General features: G+C 48.2%; 1 protein-coding gene. It reads right to left on the bottom strand.

Annotation, left to right across the window (positions count from 1 at the left end):
* Window positions 1-906: hypothetical protein (locus C7H79_RS17220; RefSeq protein WP_197714679.1), on the bottom strand; the 906-nt coding region annotated here is incomplete at its 3' end.
* Window positions 907-938: the final 32 nt, after the last annotated feature.

Genomic DNA, 938 nt, shown 5'->3' with positions numbered 1-938 from the left:
ATTACTGTACGCACGCCGCACCACGAAATCGAATTCACCCAGGAATACCGCATTGTGATTGTAGACAGAAGGGTACTTAACAAGATCGCGCAGAACGGTCATGCTTGGTGGATTCTGACCTTTTTCGAGAAGGGTATTCATGGTCATATTAACCAGCAATTCTTTAGGCGAATTCAGGTATTCAAATGAAAATGGTGAGCCAGCCGTTGGCGATATCTCGCCCATGGTTCGAGAGATAGTCAATTTAATGACTTTGCCGTTTGCCGGTTGCACGCCAACAATATCAGTCTGTCCGAAGCGCACATAAATACTTTGCCTGTCATCCGCCTCAACGTGGAAAACACGCTCACCAGGCCATGTATTCGTGTATCTCTCACGATAAACGTACTCTCCACCTGAATCGCTAACAGATATTCCGCTCAAGTGGCTGTCATCGGTTGCGGCGGGTATCTCTATCGGATAGAAAGGAACGCTGCCGGAGACAGTATGATTTACGATTTCTCGCCTCAATTGAATGGCGTCAACCGTGCCGGTGGCACCCGCAGCGATAATGGCTGTGGTTTCGATGATGTAAGGTAGCCCGGTAGAATCAATAATTGTTCTTCCAGTATCTACCGTGAATGCGGTGGGATTGTTATTTTTAACCGACAGCCTGACGCGCCCAGGACTTGCTTTGCGTATCACTCCGCGCAACGCGGCATCCGCTAAAACGGTACCATCACGCACCTTCTCAAACGGCTCTGCCATCGCAGTCTCTAATTGAGAAGAAAACATGGCCAGCATTGCGGCCATGGCATCAAGGTTCTGGATTATGCGCGGATCACCGGCCTGATAAAGCGCGGCGATATCTGGATAATTTGTTATCGAGTCAGCAATCGCTTTCTGGAAGTCTGATTTTGTGAGCATTATTTATCCAGTTGATAACTATCGATCAATCC

The organism is Nitrosomonas supralitoralis, assembly GCF_003011925.2.
Taxonomy (GTDB): domain Bacteria; phylum Pseudomonadota; class Gammaproteobacteria; order Burkholderiales; family Nitrosomonadaceae; genus Nitrosomonas; species Nitrosomonas supralitoralis.
The sequence above is the reverse complement of the archived record's forward strand: the minus strand, read 5'-3'. Positions and strand labels throughout refer to the sequence as shown.